We start from the raw sequence: 14,724 nt of genomic DNA, 5'->3' as shown, positions 1-14,724 counted from the left end.
AGAGACTTCCCCCTCCCCGCGGGAGGGGGCGTCCAAGGGTGTTACACGTACTCCGTCGGCAGCACCGGCTCGCCCCGCGACAGCTGGATCGCCGACATCGGCAGCCCGGCCCGTGCCGCGATGTGCCGCGACCTGGCCGCCTCCAGGGGCTCGCGGGCGACCACGTCGCCGCCCTTGACCAGCTCCACCAGCAGCTGACGGTCGGCGAGCTCCGGCGGCACCGGGCCCGTGCCGACGACCTCGGCCTCCGCGACCCCGTCCGCGTCCGTCCGCCGCGCCGCCCACTTGCGGCCGCCCACCGAGGCCTTCCCGCCGAGCGACTTCTTGGCGACCGCGGTCAGCGGCGCCTTCGGATCGGCCGACCGGGCCCGGGCGACCAGCTTGTAGACCATGGAGCAGGTCGGGTGCCCACTGCCGGTGACCAGCTGCGTGCCCACCCCGTACGCGTCGACCGGCGCCGCCGCCAGCGAGGCGATGGCGTACTCGTCCAGGTCCGATGTGCACACGATCCTGGTGTTCCGCGCGCCCAGCTCGTCGAGCTGCGCCCGCACCCGGTGCGCCACGAGCAGCAGGTCCCCGGAGTCGATCCGTACGGCCCCGAGCTCCGGCCCGGCCACTTCCACGGCGGTACGGACGGCCTCGGCGATGTCGTAGGTGTCGACCAGCAGCGTCGTACCCCGGCCCAGCGTGTCCACCTGGGCCTGGAAGGCGTCGCGCTCGCTGTCGTGCAGCAGGGTGAAGGCGTGCGCGGAGGTGCCGACGGTCGGGATCCCGTAGCGGAAGCCGGCCGCCAGGTCCGAGGTGGAGTCGAAGCCGCCGACGTACGCCGCCCGGGCGGAGGCGACGGCGGCCAGTTCGTGGGTGCGCCGGGCGCCCATCTCGATCAGCCGCCGGCCGCCGGCCGCGGCCGACATCCGGGAGGCGGCCGCCGCGATGGCGGAGTCGTGGTTGAGGATCGAGAGGATCACGGTCTCCAGGAGCACGCACTCGGCGAAGGAGCCCTCGACCCGCAGGATCGGGGAGCCGGGGAAGTACACCTCGCCCTCGGGGTAGCCCCAGATGTCCCCGGAGAAGCGGTAGGCCGCCAGCCACTCCAGCGTCGGCTCGTCGACGATGCCCTGGTCCCGCAGGAAGCCGAGCACGCCCGCGTCGAAGCGGAAGTTCTCGACGGCGTCCAGGACGCGTCCGGTGCCGGCCACCACGCCGTAGCGCCGCCCCTCGGGCAGTCGCCGGGTGAAGACCTCGAAGACGGAGCGCCGGTCGGCGGTGCCGGCCCGGAGGGCCGCCCGCAGCATGGTCAGCTCGTACTGGTCGGTGAAGAGCGCGGTCGACGGCACGTCCACCGGCAGCCCAAGGTCCGCAGCGTTCATGTCAGCGATGCTACCCCGAATACTCGTCAGAGTGACGATTTCTCCGCCGCACGTGCGCCCCGTTTGTGCGGCGCCCCTCCCGAGGTGGCAGCATGGTGTGAGTGAGCGTCGCGCCTATTGAGATCGAACGTACGGAATCGGCCGAGGATATCCACGCGGTCGTCGAACCGGACGTGCCGTGGGTGACCCTCGTCCACAACGATCCGGTCAACCTGATGAGCTATGTGACCTACGTCTTCCAGGCGTACTTCGGTTACTCCAAGGACAAGGCGCACAAGCTGATGCTCGACGTGCACCACAAGGGCCGCGCGGTGGTCTCCAGCGGGACCCGCGAGGAGATGGAACGGGACGTGCAGGCGATGCACGGCTACGGGCTGTGGGCGACCCTCACCCAGGACCGCGGCTGATGGCGGGGCACTTCGAGGCGCTGCCCGGCGGCGGCGCGGCCGTCGCGCTCGACGAGGTGGAGGTCTCCATCCTGCGTTCCCTGGCCGTCCAGCTCATGGAGCTGATCGGGCCGGGCGACGAGCCCGTCGAGGGCGAGGACCCGCTGGCCGCGCTCTTCGCCGAGGGTCCGAGCGAGCCCCCGTCCGATCCCGCCCTCAGGCGGCTCTTCCCCGACGCGTACGGCGACGAGGACGAGGAGCTGCGGGCGGCGGCGGCCGACTTCCGCCGCTTCACCGAGAACGACCTGCGGACGCGCAAGCGGGAGGACGCCCTCGGGGTCATCCGCAGCCTGGACGGACTCGCCCCGGCCGGCGAGGGCGGGGTGGTCCTCAAGCTCACCGCCGACGAGTCCCGCGCCTGGCTCGGTGCGCTCAACGATCTGCGGCTGACGATCGGAACCCGGCTCGAGGTCTCCGACGACGAGGAGAGCGAGCGGCTGTACCGGCTGCCGGACTCCGACCCGCGCAAGCCGATGGTGATGGCGTACCTCTGGCTCGGCGCGCTCCAGGAGTCGCTCGTCGAGACCCTGATGCCCGGCGATTGAGCGCCGTTCGCTCAGCGGACACTCAAATCCGGATAACGAATACGTCACCAAAGTGTTCTTACTGGTCCTCTTGGGTGACCTTTGTCCGCTTCTGCTTGTGACGTGCGCCACTTCGGCACTCCCTGATCACTGTGTCCCCCGTGATAAATCTTCACGACCACCCGGGGACGCCACCCCTGTCCCCGGGGGCGCTTTGGCCGGCTGACCGCCGGTAGCACTCCATCCACATCCGGGGGGATCAGGACCTGATCCGCGGCCAGACCACGTCGGCGCGGATCAGCATGGAGAAAGGCGCACCACCATGACCTCAGTGCAGGTCGACAAGCAGCACGACGGCAGTGAGGCCGCGGACTCCGCCTCGGGCGAGGGTTACCACCGGGCACTCGGCGCCCGCCAGATCCAGATGATCGCGATCGGCGGCGCCATCGGCACCGGCCTCTTCCTGGGCGCGGGCAAGGGCATCTCCAAGGCGGGCCCCAGCCTCATCCTCGCGTACGCGATCGCGGGCCTCGTCATCTTCTTCATCATGCGGGCGCTGGGCGAACTCCTCATGTACCGGCCCGTGTCCGGCTCCTTCTCGGAGTACGCACGCGAGTTCGTCGGCCCCTTCGCGGGCTTCGTGACCGGCTGGACGTACTGGCTCTTCTGGGTCGTCACCGGCATCACCGAGGTGACCGCCGCGTCCGAGTACATGCAGTACTGGACCAAGAACACCGACGGCGTGCTCAATCAGCCGCAATGGGTGTTCGCCCTGATCTTCACGGTCGTCCTGTTCCTCGCGAACCTGATCTCGGTCAAGCTCTTCGGCGAGCTCGAGTTCTGGTTCTCCATGGTCAAGGTCACCGCGATCGTCGGCATGATCCTGATCTGCGCCGGCATCCTCACCATCGGCTTCTCCGACGCCGGCGACACCGCCTCGATGACCCTGCTCTGGTCCGAGGGCGGCTTCTTCCCCAAGGGCATCGGCTCCACCCTGATGACCCTGCAGATGGTCATGTTCGCCTTCCTCGCCGTCGAGCTGGTCGGTGTGACGGCGGGCGAGTCCAAGGACCCGAAGACCGTCCTGCCCAAGGCCATCAACACCGTGCCGTGGCGTATCGCCGTCTTCTACGTCGGCGCGCTGATCATGATCCTCTCGGTCGTCCCGTGGACCCACTTCCAGCCGGGCGTCTCCCCGTTCGTCGCGGCCTTCGAGAAGATGGGCCTCGGCATCGGCGCCGCCATCGTGAACTTCGTCGTCCTGACGGCCGCGCTCTCCTCCTGCAACTCGGGCATGTACTCCACCGGCCGCATGCTGCGCGACCTCGCGCTCAACGGCCAGGGCCCGAAGTTCTTCACCAGGCTCACCAAGAACGGCCTGCCGCTGGTCGGCACGTCCTTCTCCGCGGCGCTGATGATGGTCGGCGTCTGGATCAACTACCAGTGGCCCGGCGACGCCTTCAACTACGTCGTCTCCTTCGCCACCATCTCCGGCATGTGGGCCTGGATCATGATCCTGGTCAGCCAGGTCCGCTTCCGCCTCAAGGCCGACCGCGGCGAGCTGCCCCAGTCGTCCTTCAAGGCGCCGGGCGGCATCTGGGCCAGCCTCTTCGCCCTCGCCTTCATCGGCATGGTCATCGTCCTGATGGGCATCGACAAGGACGCCCGGATCTCGCTGTACTGCGCCCCGGTGTGGGCCCTGCTCCTCGGCGTCGCCTACCTCGTCCTGAAGGCCCGCAACCCGGAGGGCACGGCCTTCGCCAAGCGCTCCTGAACTGCCACGTCTCGGCATCCGGGCCGTTCCGTACCACTCCTCGGTACGGGACGGCCCGTGTGTTTATCCTGTCGGACATGCTGACCATCACCCGGGCCCTGTACGACCAGATCGTGGAACACTCCCGCGCGGACCACCCCGACGAGGCCTGCGGCGTGGTCGCGGGCCCGGTCGGCACCGGCCGCCCCGAGCGGTTCATCCCCATGCTGAACGCCGCGCGCTCGCCCACGTTCTACGAGTTCGACTCCGCCGACCTGCTGAAGCTGTACCGCGAGATGGACGACCGGGACGAGGAGCCCGTGATCATCTACCACTCGCACACGGCCACCGAGGCCTACCCCTCCCGCACCGACATCAGTTACGCGAACGAGCCCGGCGCCCACTACGTCCTGGTCTCCACCGCCGACACCGACGCCGCAGGCCCCTTCCAGTTCCGCTCCTTCACCATCGTCGAAGGCGTCGTGACCGAGGAGGACGTGAAGGTCGTCGAGACCTACGCGTAGCGCGTGCTGCGGAAACGCGCCACGTACGCGGAGGGCGTCACCCCGACATGCCGGGCGAACGCCCTCCGCAGCGACTCGTCGCTGCCGAGCCCGCTGCGCGCCGCCGCACCCGTCACACTCGCCCCGCCCTCCAGCAGGAGCCGGGCCGCCTCCACCCGTACCCGCTCCACATAGCCGGCCGGTGTCGCCCCGGTCTGCTCCCGGAACAGCCGCGTCAGATGCCGCGCGCTCACCCCCGCCCGCCGCGCCAGCGCCGTCGCGCTGTGATCCGCTCCCGGATCGGCGACGACCGCGTCGAGCAGCGGCCGCACCAGCGGATGACGCGTCGGGGGAGTGCGCGAGGCGGCCGAGAACTGCGACTGCCCGCCGGGCCGCTGCAGGAACACCACCAGATCCCGGGCGACCTCACGGGCCACGGCCGGTCCCCGGTCCTGCTCCACCAGCGCCAGGCAGAGATCGATCCCCGCCGTCACCCCGGCCGAGGTGAACACCGGCCCGTCCTCGACGAAGATCGCGTCCGCGGTCACCTCCACCTCCGGATGACGCCGTGCCAGCTCGCTCGCGTGCGCCCAGTGCGTCGTCGCCCGCCGTCCGGCCAGCAGCCCCGCGGCGGCCAGCGCGAAGGCACCCGTACAGACGGCCGCGACCCGCCGCGCCCGCCCCGCGAGCTCCGCGACCGGCCCGACCACCTCCGGCGCCGTCACGAACCGGTCCACGTCCACCGCGCCCGGCACGAGCAGCGTGTCCGCGTCCGTCACCGCCCCCGCCGCGCAGTCGGCCCCGATCCGCAGCCCGGTCGAGGTGCGCACGTCCCGCCCGTCCGGGGTGCAGACCCGCACCGCGTACGCCGGCCCCGCCGTGCCGAACACCTCCAGCGGGGCGGAGACGTCCAGCAGCCGGACACCGTCGAAAGCGAGCACCACCACCGAGTGAGTCATGGGTCCGATTCTGTGGGAAGGCCGTCCGTACGGACATGGCGGGCCCGGGTGCCCGAACGGGAGGCTCGACCCATGGACCCGATCACCTTGATTCCCGACAGCAAGCTCGCCACCGCCGCCACCGAACTCGTCCGCGACACCACCGACGAGCTGATCTACCATCACTCCCGCCGCGTGTACCTCTTCGGCGCCCTCCAGGGCCGCGCCCGCGGCCTCGCCTTCGACCCCGAACTCCTCTACGTCGGCGCCATGTTCCACGACCTCGGGCTCGGTGAGGCCCACCACGGCAGCGGCCGCCGCTTCGAGGTCGACGGAGCCGAGGAGGCCGCCCGCTTCCTGCGCGCGCACGGCGCCGACGAGGACGCCGTACGGCGCGTCTGGACCGCGATCGCGCTGCACACCACCCCCGGCGTCCCCGCGTTCATGGAACCCGAGGTCGCGCTCGTGACGGCGGGCGTCGAGTACGACGTCCTCGGCATCGGCTACGACGACCCGGCCGCACTCGCCCCCGAGGACCGGGACGCGATCGTCGCCCTGCACCCGCGCCCCGACTTCAAGCGCCGTATCCTGCGGGCGTTCGCCGACGGCATCGCGCCCAAGCCGGACACGACCTTCGGCAATGTGAAGGCCGACGTCCTGCGCCACTTCGTGCCCGGATTCGTGCCCGGCGACTTCGTCGGGACCATCCGGGGCTCCGCCTGGCCGGAGTGACGGCCCCGGCCCGTCCACGGGAACTCCGAGCCGAGGTCGTCCGGCGTCCGGGAACGGGCGCCAGGACCGCCCCTGACCTCCTCGGTCCACCTGTCGAGCGCGAACTGTCCGTCATGTGAGATCACATTCCGGAACCCGGACCGGGAATCGATACGATGACCCCATGGTTTCCCACGACGTGAGCGAAGTGACGCCGGGCAGCGTGCTGCTCGTGGCGCGGTTGCACGTCGACCTGTGCCGCCTCGCCAGCGCGATGTGAGCGGGGGCGCACCAGCGCACCCAGGAGCACGACCCCCGAGCACGACGCCCCCGCGCGGGGGCAATCAGAGCCGCGCGCCTTTCACGCCACTTCCGACAGGAGTCCACGTCATGGCCATCGAGGTCCGCATCCCGACCATCCTCCGCACCTACACCGGCGACGCCAAGGCCGTCCAGGGCAGCGGTGCGACGCTCGCCGAGCTCTTCACCGACCTCGAGACCCGTCACCCCGGCATCCAGGCCCGGATCGTCGACGAGGCCAAGGGCGGCGAGCTGCGCCGCTTCGTCAACGTCTACCTCAACGACGAGGACGTCCGCTTCCTGGACGGCATCAACACCAAGCTGACCGACGGCGACAACGTCACGATCCTGCCGGCCGTGGCCGGCGGCATGGTCTGATCCACATGCGTTACGACTCCCCGCTGGCGGCGGTCGGCAACACGCCCCTGGTCCGGCTGCCCCGGCTCTCGCCCTCGGCCGACGTCCGCATCTGGGCCAAGCTGGAGGACCGCAACCCCACCGGCTCGGTCAAGGACCGCCCCGCGCTCCACATGATCGAGCAGGCGGAGAAGGACGGCCGGCTCACCCCCGGCTGCACCATCCTCGAACCGACCAGCGGCAACACCGGCATCTCGCTCGCGATGGCGGCCAAGCTCAAGGGCTACCGCATCGTCTGCGTCATGCCGGAGAACACCAGCGAGGAACGCCGCCAGCTGCTCGCCATGTGGGGCGCCGAGATCATCTCGTCCCCCGCGGCGGGCGGGTCGAACACGGCGGTACGGGTCGCCAAGGAACTCTCGGCCGAGAACCCCTCGTGGGTGATGCTCTACCAGTACGGCAACCCGGACAACGCGGGCGCCCACTACGCCGGCACCGGCCCCGAGATCCTCGCCGACCTGCCCTCCATCACCCACTTCGTGGCGGGCCTCGGCACCACCGGCACCCTCATGGGCGTCGGCCGCTACCTGCGCGAACACAAGCCGGACGTCAAGATCGTCGCCGCCGAACCGCGCTACGACGACCTGGTCTACGGCCTGCGCAACCTGGACGAGGGCTTCGTACCCGAGCTGTACGACGCCTCCGTCCTCACCACCCGCTTCTCGGTCGGCTCGGCCGACGCCGTGACGCGGACCCGGGAACTCCTCCAGCAGGAGGGCATCTTCGCGGGTGTCTCGACGGGCGCGGCGCTTCACGCGGCGATCGGCGTCGGCAACAAGGCCGTGAAGGCGGGCGAGAGCGCGGACATCGCCTTCGTCGTCGCCGACGGCGGCTGGAAGTACCTGTCGACCGGCCTCTACACGGCGGCCACGACGGAAGAGGCGATCGCCACCGTCCAGGGCCAGCTCTGGGCGTAGGCCGTCCCCTCCGTCGTGAGCACGACGGATGTCGCCCTCGCGGGCGCCTCTGCTCCGTGGGCCCGGCCGCCACGGGGCCGGCGCCCGCTCATGGGCCCCGGCACCCGTCAGGCAAGGTGGCGGACCTGGTCCCAGACGACCGGGTCCGCCGTTCCCACTCTGCGGCGGAACTCCCACACCGGGACCTCCCGCAGCTCGTCCGTCTCCAGGAAACTGGGCCGCCCCCGCGTGTCCCCCACCGAGCCCGGCGGAAGCGCGATCACCCCGGGCCGCTCGTCGTGGTACTTGCTGGTGATCTTGGCGACCAGCGCGCAGTCCCCGCGCAGCACCAGCACCAGACACGGACGGTCCTTCGAGCCGGGCCCGTCCTCGTAGGGCACGTCCGCCCACCAGATCTCGCCCGCCCGGGGGAGCCGAGCGGGCGCCTTCCCCGGCGCGCGCGGCCGGGCCGGGGGCCGCGCGGGCGGCCGCGTCCGGCCCCCGGGCCGCCGGCCCGAGCGCTTCACGCCGTCCGCCAGCGCCACGATCAGCGCGATCACCACGACCGCGACGAGCGCCGGCCACCAGGACGTGTCCATACCCCAGAACGTTACCGGCGACCCGTACCCCGCGCTCTTCCGCCCCAGGTCCATCCGAACCGGTGACAGAGCCCGTGAGTTCGCCCACAACGGGACGCCACGGAGGAGCGACGGACCCTGCCGCGCCTTACGCTCGTCGCATCGCACGACCTCCCCCGCCGCTCTCCGCCCTCGGAGGTTCACGCTCCATGAAGCTCACCGTCGTCGGCTGCTCCGGGTCCTTCCCGTCCGCGGATTCGGCCTGCTCGAGCTACCTCGTAGAGGCCGACGGCTTCCGGCTGCTCCTCGACATGGGCAATGGCGCCCTGGGCGAGCTGCAGCGCCACATCGGTCTGTACGACCTCGACGCCATCTTCCTCAGCCACCTCCACGCCGACCACTGCATCGACATGTGCGGATACTTCGTCGCGCGCTACTACCGCCATGAGGGCGGACGCTGCGACGCCATCCCGGTCTTCGCCCCCGAAGGCGCCGAGCAGCGCCTGACCACGGCGTACGCGGACACCCCCTCGGACACGTCCATGAGCGAGGTCTTCGACTTCCGGACGCTGAAGTCCGGCTCCTTCGAGCTCGGCCCGTTCTCCGTCCGTACACAGAAGGTGTGCCACCCGGTGGAGACGTACGGCATCAGGATCGAGCACGGCGGCCGTTCGCTCACGTACTCGGGCGACACCGGCGTCTCCGACGCCCTGCACGAACTGGCGGACGGCACGGATCTGTTCCTGTGCGAGGCGTCCTTCACGCACGGCAAGGAGGACATCCCGGCGCTGCACCTCAACGGCCGGGAGGCGGGCGCCGAGGCGGCCCGCTCGTCGGTGGGACGGCTGGTGCTCACCCACATCCCGCCGTGGACCGACGGCGAGCAGAACCTGGCGGACGCGCGGGCGGTGTACGACGGCCCGTCGGAGCTGGCGTACGCGGGCGCGGTCTACGAGATCTGAGCACGGGACGGCCGAAGCCCCCGCCCTTCCTGAGGAAGGGCGGGGGCTTCGGCGTGTCCGGAGTGCCGGTGGCGTACGGGACTACTTCGCCTCGGCCTTCTGCAGCTCGGCGAGCTCCTCGTCGGACTCGCGGCCCGGCGTCGGGAGGTTGAACTTGGTGATCGCGAAGCGGAAGACCACGTAGTAGACCACCGCGAAGCACAGACCGACCAGCGCCAGGCCCCACGGGTTGGACGCGATGCCCAGGTTGAGCAGGAAGTCGACCGCGCCGGCGGAGAAGCCGAAGCCGTCCTTCATGCCGAGCGCCCAGGTCAGCGCCATGGAGACACCGGTCAGGACCGCGTGGATCGCGTAGAGCACCGGCGCGATGAACATGAAGGTGAACTCGATGGGCTCGGTCACGCCGGTGACGAAGGAGGTCAGCGCGAGGGAGAACATCATGCCGCCGACGACCTTGCGGCGCTCCGGGCGGGCGCAGTGCACGATCGCGAGGCAGGCCGCCGGGAGGGCGAACATCATGATCGGGAAGAAGCCGGTCATGAACTGTCCGGCGGTCGGGTCACCGGCGAGGAAGCGGGCGATGTCACCGCTCTTGCCCTCGTACGAACCGGCCTGGAACCACGGGAAGGAGTTCAGCAGGTGGTGCATGCCGACCGGGATCAGCGCCCGGTTGGCGACACCGAAGATGCCCGCGCCGACGGCGCCGGAGCCGACGAGCCACTCACCGAGGTTGTGAAGACCCGTGCCCAGGACCGGCCAGATGAAGCCGAAGATGATGCCCACGAAGAGTCCCGCGAAGGCGGAGAGGATCGGGACGAGGCGGCGGCCGCCGAAGAAGCCCGCCCAGTCGGGCAGCTTGGTGCGGTAGAAGCGCTGGTACAGCAGCGCGACGATGATGCCCATGACGACGCCGCCGAGGACGCCCGCGTTGACCGCCTTCTCGACCATGACGATCTTGCCATCGACGACCGTGGCCTCCTTGGGGAGGTTCGGGTCCGTGAAGGTGGCCAAGACCTTCTGGAAGACGAGGTAGCCGGTCACCGCCGCGAGGGCCGTCGAGCCGTCCGACTTCTTCGCGAAGCCGATGGCGATACCAACAGCGAACAGCAGCGCCATGTTGTCGAGGATGGCGCCGCCACCTGCGGACATATAGCTTGCGATCTTGGTGATGAAGGTCGGGAACGACTCGCGGCCGAGCATGTCGTCGTTGCCGAGCCGCACCAGGAGCGCGGCGGCGGGCAGCACCGCGACCGGCAGCATGAGGCTGCGGCCGATGCGCTGCATGACAGCCATCGCGCCCGCGCCCTTCTTCTTGTCGGCCGCGGGAGCGGCGCTAGCCGTGGACACAACTTCCTCCAGGGGGCACGGCGCCGCCAGAGGACCGGAAAAGGGGGATGACGGCGGCGTCAGGAAACGCGGTGGTCTGGACCGCGTGGTCTACACCATTGAGTGGTGTAGACCAGTTTTAGCACGTGAGACTTAGATAAGGAACCTGCGAATTCTCCGTGCACGGGCCATAGCGGCGCGTGAACGAGGAAGGCCCCCGGACCATGAGGTCCGAGGGCCTTTCCCTGCGCTGCGAACGGGGCGAAGCCCCGAACCGGCCGCCTGGATCCGGTTACGCCTTGGTGATGTCGCGGTCCATCTCCTCCTCGACCTCCTCCGGCTCCCGCCCCGGCGTCGGCAGATCGAACTTGGTGATCGCGAACCGGAAGATCACGTAATAGACGACCGCGAAACCCAGGCCGATCGGAATGATCAGCCACGGCTTAGTCGCGAGACTCCAGTTGATCGCGTAATCGATCATGCCCGCCGAGAAGCTGAACCCGTCCTTCACCCCGAGCGCCCACGTCACCGCCATCGACACACCCGTGAGCAGAGCATGGATCGCGTACAGCAGCGGGGCGACGAAGAGGAAGGAGTACTCGATCGGCTCGGTGATGCCGGTGACGAAGGACGTCAGAGCGACCGAGAGCATCAGGCCGCCGACCTGCTTGCGCCGGTGCGGCCTCGCGCAGTGGGTGATGGCGAGCGCCGCCGCCGGCAGCGCGAACATCATGATCGGGAAGAAGCCCGTCAGGAACTGGCCGGCGTTCGGGTCGCCCGCCAGGAACATGGGGATGTCTCCGTGGACCGTCGTCCCGTCCGGCCTCTCGTACGAGCCGAACTGGAACCAGATCGGCACGTTCAGGAACTGATGGAGGCCGATCACCAGCAGCGCCCGGTTCGCGACGCCGAAGATGCCCGAACCCCACGCGCCGAGCCCCACCAGCCAGTCGCTGAAGCTCTCCAGCCCGTCGCCGATCGGCGGCCAGACCCACAGACACAGGGCCGCGAAGGCGATCGCCACGAAGGTCATGATGATCGGCACGAACCGGCGGCCGCTGAAGAAGCCCAGCCAGTCGACGAACTTCTTCCGGTGGTACCGCTGCCAGAACCAGGCGGTCAGCAGACCGATGACGATCCCGCCGAAGACGCCGGGATTCTGGTACGTGTAGCCGGCGAAGGAGTCGTCGGGGCCGAGGCAGCCGCCGCCGATGTCCTTCGTGCCCGCCGGGCAGTCCTTCGGGAACTGGCGCAGGACCGTCCAGTACACGAGGAAGCCCACCACGGCCGCGAGCGCCGTCGAGCCGTCCGCCTTCTTCGCCATGCCGATGGCGACACCGATGCAGAACAGCAGGGGAAGGCCGAGGCTGCCGTCCAGCAGCGCGCCACCGGCCCCCGCCATCACCTTCGCGACGTTGTCCCAGCCCAGCCCGTCCACGCCGAAGACGTCCGGCTGACCGAGACGGTTGATGATCCCCGCCGCCGGGAGGACGGCGATGGGCAGCTGCAGGCTGCGGCCCATCTTCTGCAGCCCCTGGAAGAGACCGCCCCCCATCGACTTCTTCGGCGCGGCGGCCGCGCTGTCCGTACTCATCGGCGTCCTCCCTGACCCGGAACAGAGCCGGGCCCGACTCGCGTTGCACACTGGTGTAGACCAGTTGCGATAGGCTCCCGAAGCCCCCTGAGGGCAGGCAGCCGGTGATCGTCATCATTCGGCAGAACGAGGGCACGCGCTCGCGAAGTTGGGCCAACCGTGCGTTACCGTGACACAGCGGACCGCCGGTACGCCGAGACTCGCGTTCTTCGAACGGAACGGACAGGGAGAAACACATGGCCAGCAAGGCTGAGAAGATCGTCGCCGGCCTCGGCGGCATCGACAACATCGAAGAGGTCGAAGGCTGCATCACCCGCCTCCGCACCGAGGTCATCGACCCCAGCAAGGTCGACGAAGCCGCCCTCAAGGCCGCCGGCGCCCACGGCGTCGTCAAGATGGGCACCGCGATCCAGGTCGTCATCGGCACCGACGCCGACCCCATCGCCACCGACATCGAAGACATGATGTGAACCCGTTCCGTACGTGAAAGAGGGCCCGCCCCGACAGGGGGACGGGCCCTCCTTCCGTACGGCTACGCTCGTGGCATGTCTCGTATCGACGGCCGTACCCCCGAACAGCTCCGCCCCGTCACCATCGAACGCGGATGGAGCAAGCACGCCGAGGGCTCCGTCCTCATCTCCTTCGGCGACACCAAGGTCTTCTGCACCGCCTCCGTCACCGAAGGCGTCCCGCGCTGGCGCAAGGGCAGCGGCGAAGGCTGGGTCACCGGCGAATACTCGATGCTGCCCCGCGCCACCAACACGCGCGGCGACCGCGAATCCGTCCGCGGCAAGATCGGCGGCCGCACGCACGAGATCTCCCGCCTCATCGGCCGCTCCCTGCGCGCCGTCATCGACTACAAGGCCCTCGGCGAGAACACCATCGTCCTCGACTGCGACGTCCTCCAGGCCGACGGCGGCACCCGCACCGCCGCGATCACCGGCGCCTACGTCGCCCTCGCCGACGCCGTCGCCTGGGCCCAGGGCAAGAAGCTCGTCAAGGCCGGCCGCAAGCCCCTCACCGGCACCGTCGCCGCCGTCTCCGTCGGCATCGTCGACGGCGTCCCCCTCCTCGACCTCTGCTACGAGGAGGACGTCCGCGCCGAGACCGACATGAACGTCGTCTGCACCGGCGACGGCCGCTTCGTCGAGGTCCAGGGCACCGCCGAGGCCGAGCCCTTCGACCGCAAGGAGCTCAACGCGCTCCTCGACCTCGCCTCCGGCGGCTGCGCCGAACTCGCCGAGATCCAGCGCAAGGCGCTCGAAGGAACCCTGTAAGGAACTCTGCAGGGCGCCGCGGCGTCTTCCTCAACACGGGCGTACGGCCAGAACCGTACGCCCGTACATCCATATCCCTGGGAGGGACCAGTCTTGAAGCGCCGTCTCGCACTCGCCGTGGCATCGGCAGCCGTACTCACCACCACCCTCGTCGGCTGCGGAGCCCTCGACAAGGCAATGGACTGCGTCGCGACCGCCGAAGCGATAGCCACCAGCGTCGACAAGCTCCAGCAGGCGGCCTCCAGCGCCACCAGCGACCCGACGCAGATCAACGAGGCCCTGAACGACATCTCCACCGAGCTCGACAAGCTCAAGGACACCACCGACAACGCGGACCTCTCCAAGGCCGTCGACGACCTCGGCAAGGGCGTCGAAACCGTCCGCACGGCCGTCAAGGAAGGCGACGCCACCCCGGACATCAAGCCGGTCACCGACGCCGCCGCCGAGATCGGCAAGGTCTGCACCTCCTGACCCCGTAGATACTGGGGGGCATGACCCGCCTGATCCTCGCCACCCGCAACGCCGGAAAGATCACCGAACTCCACGCGATCCTCGCCGACGCAGGCCTCACCCACGACCTCGTCGGCGCGGACGCGTACCCGGAGATCCCCGACGTCAAGGAAACCGGCGTCACCTTCGCCGAGAACGCCCTCCTCAAGGCCCACGCCCTCGCCCAGGCCACCGGCCTCCCGGCCGTCGCCGACGACTCCGGCCTCTGCGTCGACGTCCTCGGCGGCGCCCCCGGCATCTTCTCGGCCCGCTGGTCCGGCACCCACGGCAACGACCGCGCGAACCTGGACCTGCTCCTGGCCCAACTCGCCGACATCGACGCCCCCCACCGCGCAGCCCACTTCGCCTGCGCGGCGGCCCTGGCCCTCCCGGACGGCACGGAACGCGTCGTCGAGGGCCGACTGCGGGGCACCCTGCGCCACGCCCCGGTGGGCACGAACGGCTTCGGCTACGACCCGATCCTCCAGCCGGAGGGGTACGAGGTCACGTGCGCGCAGCTGTCTCCGGAGGAGAAGAACGCGATCAGTCACCGGGGGAAGGCGTTCAGGGCGCTGGTGCCGGTGGTGCGGGAGCTGCTGCGCTGAGGCGGCATGGCAAAGGCCCCCGGAAAAGCCGGGGG

The 14,724-nt window shown here is 69.9% G+C and carries 17 protein-coding genes and 1 pseudogene; 13 read left to right on the top strand and 5 right to left on the bottom strand.

Features of this window, described 5'->3' with window-relative positions:
* Nucleotides 1–41 precede the first annotated feature (41 nt).
* Entirely contained in the window at nucleotides 42–1,370 is a 1,329-nt protein-coding gene (locus ACFYV5_RS22010) for a nicotinate phosphoribosyltransferase (RefSeq protein ID WP_389170893.1), read from the bottom strand.
* 101 nt (nucleotides 1,371–1,471) lie between these two features.
* Between ACFYV5_RS22010 and clpS the strand changes: the two genes are divergently transcribed.
* The 4 genes from clpS to ACFYV5_RS21990 all read left to right on the top strand — a co-directional run bounded on the left by clpS (nucleotide 1,472) and on the right by ACFYV5_RS21990 (nucleotide 4,617).
* On the top strand, nucleotides 1,472–1,777 hold the full coding sequence (gene clpS / locus ACFYV5_RS22005; RefSeq protein WP_389170890.1) for an ATP-dependent Clp protease adapter ClpS: 306 nt from the start codon (nucleotides 1,472–1,474) through the stop codon (nucleotides 1,775–1,777).
* A complete protein-coding gene (locus ACFYV5_RS22000) occupies nucleotides 1,777–2,361 on the top strand; it encodes a DUF2017 domain-containing protein (protein ID WP_355112404.1) in 585 nt (194 codons plus the stop codon). The genes clpS and ACFYV5_RS22000 overlap by 1 nt, the downstream gene beginning before the upstream one ends.
* A gap of 301 nt (nucleotides 2,362–2,662) precedes the next feature.
* Complete coding sequence (locus tag ACFYV5_RS21995; RefSeq protein ID WP_389170886.1) at nucleotides 2,663–4,114, top strand: amino acid permease; 1,452 nt, start codon at nucleotides 2,663–2,665, stop codon at nucleotides 4,112–4,114.
* A 77-nt stretch (nucleotides 4,115–4,191) separates the two neighbouring features.
* A complete protein-coding gene (locus tag ACFYV5_RS21990; protein WP_355112400.1) occupies nucleotides 4,192–4,617 on the top strand; it encodes a M67 family metallopeptidase in 426 nt (141 codons plus the stop codon).
* Here the strand turns inward: ACFYV5_RS21990 and ACFYV5_RS21985 are convergent.
* Nucleotides 4,608–5,555 carry a GlxA family transcriptional regulator gene (locus ACFYV5_RS21985; protein ID WP_389170881.1) on the bottom strand — a complete coding sequence of 316 codons (948 nt, stop codon included), beginning with the start codon at nucleotides 5,553–5,555 and terminating at the stop codon, nucleotides 4,608–4,610. The two genes, ACFYV5_RS21990 and ACFYV5_RS21985, sit on opposite strands and share 10 nt — an antisense overlap.
* 72 nt (nucleotides 5,556–5,627) lie before the next feature.
* On the opposite strand from ACFYV5_RS21985, the gene ACFYV5_RS21980 reads away from it, so the two are divergent.
* From ACFYV5_RS21980 to ACFYV5_RS21965, 4 genes are all read left to right on the top strand, one after another.
* Nucleotides 5,628–6,266: an HD domain-containing protein gene (locus ACFYV5_RS21980; RefSeq protein ID WP_355112396.1), complete on the top strand. Its 639-nt coding sequence runs from the start codon at nucleotides 5,628–5,630 to the stop codon at nucleotides 6,264–6,266.
* 163 nt (nucleotides 6,267–6,429) lie between these two features.
* Nucleotides 6,430–6,525: a putative leader peptide gene (locus ACFYV5_RS21975; protein WP_329120100.1), complete on the top strand. Its 96-nt coding sequence runs from the start codon at nucleotides 6,430–6,432 to the stop codon at nucleotides 6,523–6,525.
* A 110-nt stretch (nucleotides 6,526–6,635) separates the two neighbouring features.
* Nucleotides 6,636–6,923: a MoaD/ThiS family protein gene (locus tag ACFYV5_RS21970; protein ID WP_389170876.1), complete on the top strand. Its 288-nt coding sequence runs from the start codon at nucleotides 6,636–6,638 to the stop codon at nucleotides 6,921–6,923.
* A 5-nt stretch (nucleotides 6,924–6,928) separates the two neighbouring features.
* A complete protein-coding gene (locus tag ACFYV5_RS21965; RefSeq protein WP_389170873.1) occupies nucleotides 6,929–7,879 on the top strand; it encodes a PLP-dependent cysteine synthase family protein in 951 nt (316 codons plus the stop codon).
* A 107-nt stretch (nucleotides 7,880–7,986) separates the two neighbouring features.
* Here the strand turns inward: ACFYV5_RS21965 and ACFYV5_RS21960 are convergent, their stop codons facing one another.
* Nucleotides 7,987–8,457 (bottom strand): type II toxin-antitoxin system PemK/MazF family toxin, encoded by a 471-nt coding sequence (locus ACFYV5_RS21960; RefSeq protein WP_355112390.1) that lies wholly within the window; start codon nucleotides 8,455–8,457, stop codon nucleotides 7,987–7,989.
* A 188-nt stretch (nucleotides 8,458–8,645) separates the two neighbouring features.
* Between ACFYV5_RS21960 and ACFYV5_RS21955 the strand changes: the two genes are divergently transcribed.
* Nucleotides 8,646–9,398 carry an MBL fold metallo-hydrolase gene (locus tag ACFYV5_RS21955; protein ID WP_355112388.1) on the top strand — a complete coding sequence of 251 codons (753 nt, stop codon included), beginning with the start codon at nucleotides 8,646–8,648 and terminating at the stop codon, nucleotides 9,396–9,398.
* An 81-nt stretch (nucleotides 9,399–9,479) separates the two neighbouring features.
* Here the strand turns inward: ACFYV5_RS21955 and ACFYV5_RS21950 are convergent, their stop codons facing one another.
* The gene (locus ACFYV5_RS21950) at nucleotides 9,480–10,745 is read right to left on the bottom strand and encodes a PTS transporter subunit EIIC (RefSeq protein ID WP_355112386.1); all 1,266 of its coding nucleotides are present in this window, start codon (nucleotides 10,743–10,745) and stop codon (nucleotides 9,480–9,482) included.
* A gap of 271 nt (nucleotides 10,746–11,016) precedes the next feature.
* A complete protein-coding gene (locus ACFYV5_RS21945; RefSeq protein WP_355112384.1) occupies nucleotides 11,017–12,318 on the bottom strand; it encodes a PTS transporter subunit EIIC in 1,302 nt (433 codons plus the stop codon).
* Nucleotides 12,319–12,551: 233 nt separating this feature from the next.
* On the opposite strand from ACFYV5_RS21945, the pseudogene ACFYV5_RS21940 reads away from it, so the two are divergent.
* From ACFYV5_RS21940 to rdgB, 4 genes and pseudogenes are all read left to right on the top strand, one after another.
* Nucleotides 12,552–12,788 (top strand): annotated as a pseudogene (locus ACFYV5_RS21940) (glucose PTS transporter subunit EIIB); the annotation flags it as partial.
* 75 nt (nucleotides 12,789–12,863) lie between these two features.
* The gene (rph, locus tag ACFYV5_RS21935) at nucleotides 12,864–13,595 is read left to right on the top strand and encodes a ribonuclease PH (RefSeq protein ID WP_355112382.1); all 732 of its coding nucleotides are present in this window, start codon (nucleotides 12,864–12,866) and stop codon (nucleotides 13,593–13,595) included.
* Nucleotides 13,596–13,688: 93 nt separating this feature from the next.
* Complete coding sequence (locus ACFYV5_RS21930; protein WP_355112380.1) at nucleotides 13,689–14,066, top strand: hypothetical protein; 378 nt, start codon at nucleotides 13,689–13,691, stop codon at nucleotides 14,064–14,066.
* A 20-nt stretch (nucleotides 14,067–14,086) separates the two neighbouring features.
* Nucleotides 14,087–14,689 carry an RdgB/HAM1 family non-canonical purine NTP pyrophosphatase gene (rdgB, locus tag ACFYV5_RS21925; RefSeq protein WP_389170866.1) on the top strand — a complete coding sequence of 201 codons (603 nt, stop codon included), beginning with the start codon at nucleotides 14,087–14,089 and terminating at the stop codon, nucleotides 14,687–14,689.
* The last annotated feature ends 35 nt before the right edge of the window (nucleotides 14,690–14,724 follow it).

Source organism: Streptomyces sp. NPDC003035 (assembly GCF_042888285.1).
Classification (GTDB): Bacteria; Actinomycetota; Actinomycetes; order Streptomycetales; family Streptomycetaceae; genus Streptomyces.
The sequence above is the reverse complement of the archived record's forward strand: the minus strand, read 5'-3'. Positions and strand labels throughout refer to the sequence as shown.